The 6,461-nt window shown below is 72.5% G+C and carries 6 protein-coding genes and 1 pseudogene; 3 read left to right on the top strand and 4 right to left on the bottom strand.

Going from position 1 to position 6,461, the window contains the following annotated elements:
• The 3 genes from B7L92_RS34805 to eccB all read right to left on the bottom strand — a co-directional run.
• Positions 1–292: DUF2563 family protein (locus B7L92_RS34805; protein ID WP_497591923.1), on the bottom strand; the 292-nt coding region annotated here is incomplete at its 3' end.
• Between the two features lie 235 nt (positions 293–527).
• On the bottom strand, positions 528–1,790 hold the full coding sequence (mycP, locus tag B7L92_RS34810) for a type VII secretion-associated serine protease mycosin (RefSeq protein ID WP_081241219.1): 1,263 nt from the start codon (positions 1,788–1,790) through the stop codon (positions 528–530).
• Positions 1,791–1,804: 14 nt separating this feature from the next.
• Positions 1,805–3,340, bottom strand: coding sequence for a type VII secretion protein EccB (eccB, locus tag B7L92_RS34815; protein WP_081241220.1), 1,536 nt, complete (start codon positions 3,338–3,340; stop codon positions 1,805–1,807).
• Positions 3,341–3,547: 207 nt separating this feature from the next.
• Between eccB and eccE the strand changes: the two genes are divergently transcribed.
• The 3 genes and pseudogenes from eccE to B7L92_RS43760 form a co-directional block, all read left to right on the top strand.
• Positions 3,548–4,864: a type VII secretion protein EccE gene (gene eccE, locus B7L92_RS34820; protein ID WP_255311277.1), complete on the top strand. Its 1,317-nt coding sequence runs from the start codon at positions 3,548–3,550 to the stop codon at positions 4,862–4,864.
• Entirely contained in the window at positions 4,861–5,706 is an 846-nt protein-coding gene (locus tag B7L92_RS34825) for a hypothetical protein (RefSeq protein ID WP_081241221.1), read from the top strand. Before eccE ends, B7L92_RS34825 begins: the two co-directional genes overlap by 4 nt.
• Positions 5,707–6,130: 424 nt before the next feature.
• Positions 6,131–6,211: pseudogene (locus B7L92_RS43760) on the top strand (SCO5717 family growth-regulating ATPase); the annotation flags it as partial.
• A gap of 23 nt (positions 6,212–6,234) precedes the next feature.
• On the opposite strand, the gene B7L92_RS43765 reads toward B7L92_RS43760, so the two are convergent.
• A partial coding sequence (locus tag B7L92_RS43765; protein ID WP_176582826.1) for a hypothetical protein occupies positions 6,235–6,461 on the bottom strand: 227 nt, incomplete at its 5' end.

Genomic DNA, 6,461 nt, shown 5'->3' on the forward strand with positions numbered 1-6,461 from the left:
CGCCGTGCACGGCGATCCGCATGGCCTCCAGTTGGAGACCCAGTGACTTGGAGAGTGCGGTGATCCTCTCGTGGACCCGCTCGTACTCCAGGTGGAGCCGCTTGCCCTCCGGGAAGGCACCGCTGCCGAAGGCGCTCTCCGACAGGCTGTGAGCTCCGACCTTGGACGGGCCGCCCGCCGATTCCTCGAAGGTGGCGAGCAGGTCGTCCACGCGCTTCTTGAACGTCGACAGTGCCATCACTCCGCGGCGCACGTCCGCGGCGCCTCCGACCATGTCTTCAGGAAGCCCCACGTCATTCCTCCCCGTTTTCCCCGTGTCGCGGTCGGTCCTGCGCAAGTCGCCGGGCGGGTACACCGCTGAAGCGATCACGACCGCTACGGCCCACTCTAGTGACTGACACCGACAGCCCCAACTGACCTATGCAGGAGCAGTACTGTCAACTGACAGACATACTCCCCTTCTTCACCCGGTCGATACGGTTCCCACAAGGGTCACGGATGTCCGGGCGACGGTCGAGCGGTGTTCGTCACGTTGCAGTGCGGCCACTGCGAACGCCCGTGCGGCGGGTCCGTGCGCGCGCGTCCCGGATCGCCACCGCCGTCCCGCCGAGGCCCGCGACCAGGATCGCCGCGCCGACGGCCACGTAGGTCGCGAGGCGGGCGTTGCGTTCGTCGGCGGTCTCGCCGAGCGGGAATTCCGCCGCGGCGGGGGCCTCGGCCTTGACCAGGCCCTCCCGGGGACTGGGGGACTCGATCGGCCGGTCGTCCTCCGTCAGCGCGCGGACGGGGTCCACCACCCCCCAGCCGACCAGGCGGTCGTGGCCGGCGACGGTGCGTTCCGCGGTCTGCTCGATCTGGGCGACGATCTGACGTTGCGTCCAGTCGGGGTGCTTGGCCTTGATCAGCGCCGCGACGCCCGCGACGTACGGCGCGGAGAAGCTGGTGCCGTTGTCGGAGCAGTGGCCCCCTCGGGGGACGGTGGAGATCATGTCGACGCCCGGGGCCGCCACGTCGACGAAGTCGCCGGACTGGGAGAAGGAGGCGCGCTCGTTGTTGCGGTCGGAGGCGGCGACGGCGAGGACGCCTTCGTAGGAGGCGGGGTAGGTCTTCTTGACGTTCCCGCCGACTCCGTCGTTGCCCGCCGAGGCGACGACGACGATCTCTTGCGCCAGGGCCTCGTTGACGGCTGCTTCCAGGTCCGGGGCCGGCTTGGCGGCGTCCGAGGTGTCCTGGGAGATGTTGATGACGTCCGCCTTCGCTCGGACGGCGTGGCGGATCGAGGCGGCGAGGGTGCCGGTGTCGCCGTGGCCCTCCGCGTCGTTCTGCTGGATCGGGATGATGGTCGCCTCGGGGGCCAGGCCCACGAAGCCGGTCTTGTCGGCGGGGCGGGCGGCGATGATGCCGGCGACCTTGGTGCCGTGGCCGACGGTGTCGGTGGTGCCGTTCTCGTTCCCCCGCTCGACGGGGTCGCCGTCCTCGTCCTTGAGGCCCTCGGGCAGGAAGTTGCGGCCGCTCTTCACGTCCACCGCGTCCTTCAGCTGCGGGTTCTTCACGTCGACGCCGGTGTCGATGACGGCGACCCGGACGCCCTTGCCCTTGGACTGGCTCCACAGCTCGTCGAGCTGGACGCGTTGGAGGGACCAAGGACGCCCTGGATAAAGGGCGTTGGGGTATTCGCACTGGCCGGAGAAGGAGTCCGCGGCGGCGGACGTCGGTGCGAGGACCACGGGAACCGCCAGCAGGGTCGCGGCGGCCGCCGTCCGGAGGAGGGGCAGGCGTGTGTGTCGCATGACGGCGCCCCCTGCTACGAACCCTGCGGCTGGCGTGCCGCTGCCGTGGACAGGCGGGGGCCCGTGGGGAGGAAGGCGGACCAGGCGGCGGGGATCGGCGCGGGGTCCACATCGGCGTAGCCGAGGCGCGTCTGGGCCTGCTGGGCCTCCTGCTCCAACTGCTTCCTCTCCTCGGCCGACATGCCGATGCCGGCGTCGTCGGTGGCGCTGTCCGCGTTGGACTGCAGCACGTAGCGCAGGCCGGTGTCGGTCACCAGGAAGACGGGGCCCGCCTTCGTCTCCGTGCCCTGGAACTGGCGGTAGAGCTGGCCGGATCCGGGGGTGACGTAGGCGCTGGAGGAACCGGTGGGGAGGTCGGCCGGGAAGTCGGTGCCCGCCCAGGTGCTGAGGGTGGTGGCGCCCTTGTCGCCGACGCCGCGCAGGACGTTGCAGACCGTGTTGCGGCTGCCCGGGGCGTCCGACGCCTCGTTGACCGGCTGGGGGGTGCCGGTGGGCCAGTGGTGCTCGGTGCCGAAGGGCTTGCCCGGGACGATCGCTCCGGGGCTCGTCTCCAGCGCCTGACCGGCCTGCCCGACCTGTGCCAGGTCCTTGCTGAACAGCAGCAGTTGGGCGACGAAGGCGGAGACCGGGGCGACCCGGTCGGGCAGCACGACGTAGTACTGCTCCTTGTTGTTGTCGAACGCCTTGAGCACGGTGCCGACCTTGTCGGCCGACTCGTCGAGCTGGCCGGGGGCGTTCGCCGGTGCGCCGGGCGAGCCCTCGATCTCCGGGAAGGTGATCGGGTCGCCCTGGTGCAGGGTCGCCAGCCACTCCCGGGACACCCGCTGGGGCTCGCGGCCGGAGCCGACGACCGTGCGGAGCAGCAGTTCCAGTTCGTCGCCGGTGTCCACCTCGTCGACCCGGTACGCCGTACCGCCCGGGTCCACGACGAAGCGGTTGCCGTCGGGGTCCGCCACGTAGAGCAGCTGACCACCGGTCAGTTTCCGCTTGTCCTCGGTCAGTTCCTTCTCGCGGTCGGCGAGGACCAGCGCGGCCTTCTGGACGGACCCGCCGCCCGCGCTCGGCCGCTCGCAGACGACCCACCGCTTGGCGGCGCCCGCCTCCTTCCCGGAGGGCAGGCGGTCGGGGGCGTACGGGATGCCGATGGTGGCGCCGTGCGGGATCTTGCCGTTGTCGAGGAGCGACTCGCTGACGGTGACGACGTCGCCCTTGCCGGGGGCCAGGAGGAGCTTGGCGGACGCCATGTTGAGCACGGGGTGCAACTGGACCTCTTTACCGGTCCTCAGCACGACGTACCGGGTGGTCGACTCGCTGGCGATGATCACCTTTTCGTTCGGGGTGTCCCAGCCTTTGGGCGCGGTCGGCTTGAACATGCCCCAGGCGCCGAAAACGGCCATGATGATCACACCGATGATGAGCCCGGGCACGACGCCGCGCAACGGGCGCGGCGCTCCTTCCTCCGAGCCCTGCGGGAACGACTGGACGAAGGCCGCGAGCAAGCGGCGCTTCGCGAAGGTGTAGGCGTTGAGCTGGTCCCGCCGAGATGCCATGGATGCGTGCCTCTCCCCGTGTTCCGCCCGTGTTCCGCCCGGGTGGCGCCGAGGGCCGCCGTCCCCCGCCCGCCGATGTCGGACCGGCCCCCTACTATGCCTGGTACGGAAAGGGACTTGAGGAGCGGGTAGGGTGCCTGGGCCCTCAAGGGCCTGGTGCCATGCTGGAATTCCAGCGAGTTGTAAGCAAATTGGGGGGATGGAGTGATGGCTTCCGGAACGCGGGCGCCGCGCCGTGGCCGGACCCGGGCGCGTGACTCCGCCGACCCCGGGGCGGGAGCGGTACGGCAGGCGCCCGCGCGGGGCGGCCTCCACCTCAAGGTGCGCACGGGCCGGCCGGGTTCGTTCCGGCTGCAACGGATCGTCCTGCTGGAGCTCGCAGCCGCCGTCCTCCTCACCGGGTGGGTGATCGGCCCCCTGGCCCTGGTGCCCGCCGCCGCTGTCGCCGTCGTCCTGGTCCTGCTGGCCTTCGTACGCCGCCGGGGCCGTTCCCTGCCCGAATGGATCGCCACGGCACGGGCCCTGCGCTCCCGGCAGAAGAACGCCGCGAAGCTGGTGGTACCGCCCGGCACGGAGCCGGGGCTCGCTCCGGCCGTGGAGTGCGATCCGAGCCTGCGCACGTATGCGTACGGCGGCCGGGAGCGGCGGCCCGTCGGTGTCGTCGGGGACGGCACCTTCGTCACCGCCGTGGTGCAGGTGGAGGCCGATGCCACGGCCCTGCGTGCCGAGCGGAGCCGGCGGCCGCTGCCGCTGGCCCTGGTGCGGGACGCGCTCGAGGTGGACGGGATCCGTCTGGAGTCGGCGCAGATAGTGCTGCACACCCAGCCCGCGCCCGCGCTGCACCTGCCGCGTCAGTCCGTGGCCGTCAGCAATTACGCGCCGTTGCAGGAGCAGACCGGCGCTCCCGCGGTGCGCATCACCTGGATCGCGCTGAAACTGGATCCGGAGCTGTGTCCGGAGGCCGTGGCGGCCCGGGGCGGCGGCCTGGTCGGCGCGCAGAAGTGCGTCGTGCGCGCCGCCGACCACCTCGCCAGCCGGCTGACCGGCGCCGGGTTCCGTGCCACGGTGCTCGACGAGGAGGAGCTGACCTCGGCCATCGCCACCTCGGCCTGCGCCAACCCGCTGGTGACGGCCGAGGCCGGGCGGGCGGACCGGCAGGAGCGGCGGACCGAGGAGTCCAGCCGCAGTTGGCGCTGCGACAACCGCAGGCACACCACGTACTGGATCCGCAGGTGGCCTCCGCTGGGCGGGGACCGCGGGGTGTCACTGCCCCAGTTCGTCGCACGGGTCACGGCGGTGCCCGCGCTTGCCACCACCATCAGTCTCACCCTCGCCCACGCGGACCGGCGGGAGATGGCGCTGAGCGGCCACCTGCGGGTGACCGGGCGCAGCGCCGAGGAGTTGACCGCGGCGCGGCGTGCGCTGGAGGACGCCGCCCGGGAGTCGGGCGCGGCGCTGGCGCGGCTCGACCGGGAGCAACTGCCGGGTGTACTCGCCACGCTGCCCCTCGGAGGTGCTCGGTGACGGCCATGACGACGCGGACCGCCGGCGGACCCGGTGCGTACGGCGCACCGGGAGCGGACGGGGAGCCGGGAGGACCGGGCGACGCACAGTCGCCGACCGCGGCCGGGGCACCGCAGTCGGCCGGCCGACGGGCGCACGAACTGCTGCGTGCCGGCTTCGGTCTGCTCGGCCCGCGCCACGGACGGCACACCCTGTCCGCGGACGACCTGGACACCCTGGCGCTGCCCATCGGGGACGACGGCGTCGTCATCGGGGTGGATGCCGAGGGGCAGCCCGCCGTGCTGGGGCTGAACCGGCCCACGCCGTACGACGTCGTGCTCATCGGCGGCCTGTGGACGGCCCAGGTGTTCGCGCTGCGGGCCGCGGCGACCGGCGCGCGGGTGGCCGTGGAGACCGGGCGGGCACAGGCCTGGACGCAGATGGTGCACGCCATGGGCGGCGGGCAGAACGGGCTCGCGGTGTACGACGTGGGGCGGGTGCCCCCGCAGGGCGCTTCGGCCGGTACCCCGGTGCTGGTGGTGCGGGACTGCGGCATGCGGCCCCCGCGGGGGCGTGTGGTGTCCGGCCCCTGGCAGTCGGTGCTGACGCTGCTGCCTTACCTCAGCCCCGTCGCGCCCCGGCTGCTGCGGCAGGCCCGGCTCGTGGGCGTCCAGCGGATATCGCCGGACGAAGCCGGGGAGTTGGGCCGCACGATGGGGTTGCCCCGGGCCGACGTCGACTCCCTGCCGACCCTCGCCGACGGCATCACCCTCTGGTGCTCCGATCGCGACCGGCAGTACGTGATGACGCAGCCGACCGATGCGGAGGTCGGGCTGCTGGGCACGCCGCGGCGGATGGACTGACACCACGGCAGGCCCGCGGCACAGCACGGGCGCAGGCGGTGCGAGCGCGGACGCAGACGCAGACGCAGGGGCAAGTCGGTCCGACAAGTGCCTTCTTCGCCATGGCGGTTCGGCACGGTCCATCATTTTTGTCCGGTGCGCCGGTGCTTCGGGAGCGGCGGCGTCGGGCAGGTTGCGACGGAGCGGACGCGCACCGAGCGGTGGACGGGTCTGCCGGGGTACCGGTGGTGGTGATTAGGCTGGGATCGGGCGCGGCGCCTGAGCCCGTGAACCAGGTGTCGACGCCCCAGGGGGAGCCGGTGGACCGGTCGACCGTGAATCGGACGGCCTCGCAGCGGCCTCGGACGGCCTCGAACGACTTCGGATGACGAGAAACGGTCGCACCAGCACGGCATGAGGGTGCTCGACCACACCAGGAGGAACTGTGAGCAGCGATCGGGACGGGACGCGCGGGGGCTGGGCGACACCCGGCGATGACCAGCCCGACGCGGAGTCCGCCGTCGAGGCGACGGGCGAGTTCACCATCGACTACGCGCCGCCGGCCTGGTACACGCAGAACGCTTCGGGGAGTTCGGGGCCGGGGGTGTCCTCCGCGCCCGCCGCGTCGTCCTCCTCGGACCCCTCGCCCTCCTCCGGTTCTTCTTCCGGTCCTTCTTCCTCCACGCCCCCGGCCCCGGCTTCACCTCCGGCCGTGGGGCCCTCCCCCGTTCCGGCACCGCGGGCGCCCTTCACGCCGCCCGCGCCGCCGGAACGGG

Source organism: Streptomyces viridosporus (assembly GCF_002078235.1).
Lineage (GTDB): Bacteria > Actinomycetota > Actinomycetes > Streptomycetales > Streptomycetaceae > Streptomyces > Streptomyces viridosporus.

Coding starts and splice junctions, on each gene's coding strand:
- mycP (WP_081241219.1), bottom strand. CDS start 1,790: ATGCGACACACACGCCTGCCCCTCCTCCGGACGGCGGCCGCCGCGACC.
- eccB (WP_081241220.1), bottom strand. CDS start 3,340: ATGGCATCTCGGCGGGACCAGCTCAACGCCTACACCTTCGCGAAGCGC.
- eccE (WP_255311277.1), top strand. CDS start 3,548: ATGGCTTCCGGAACGCGGGCGCCGCGCCGTGGCCGGACCCGGGCGCGT.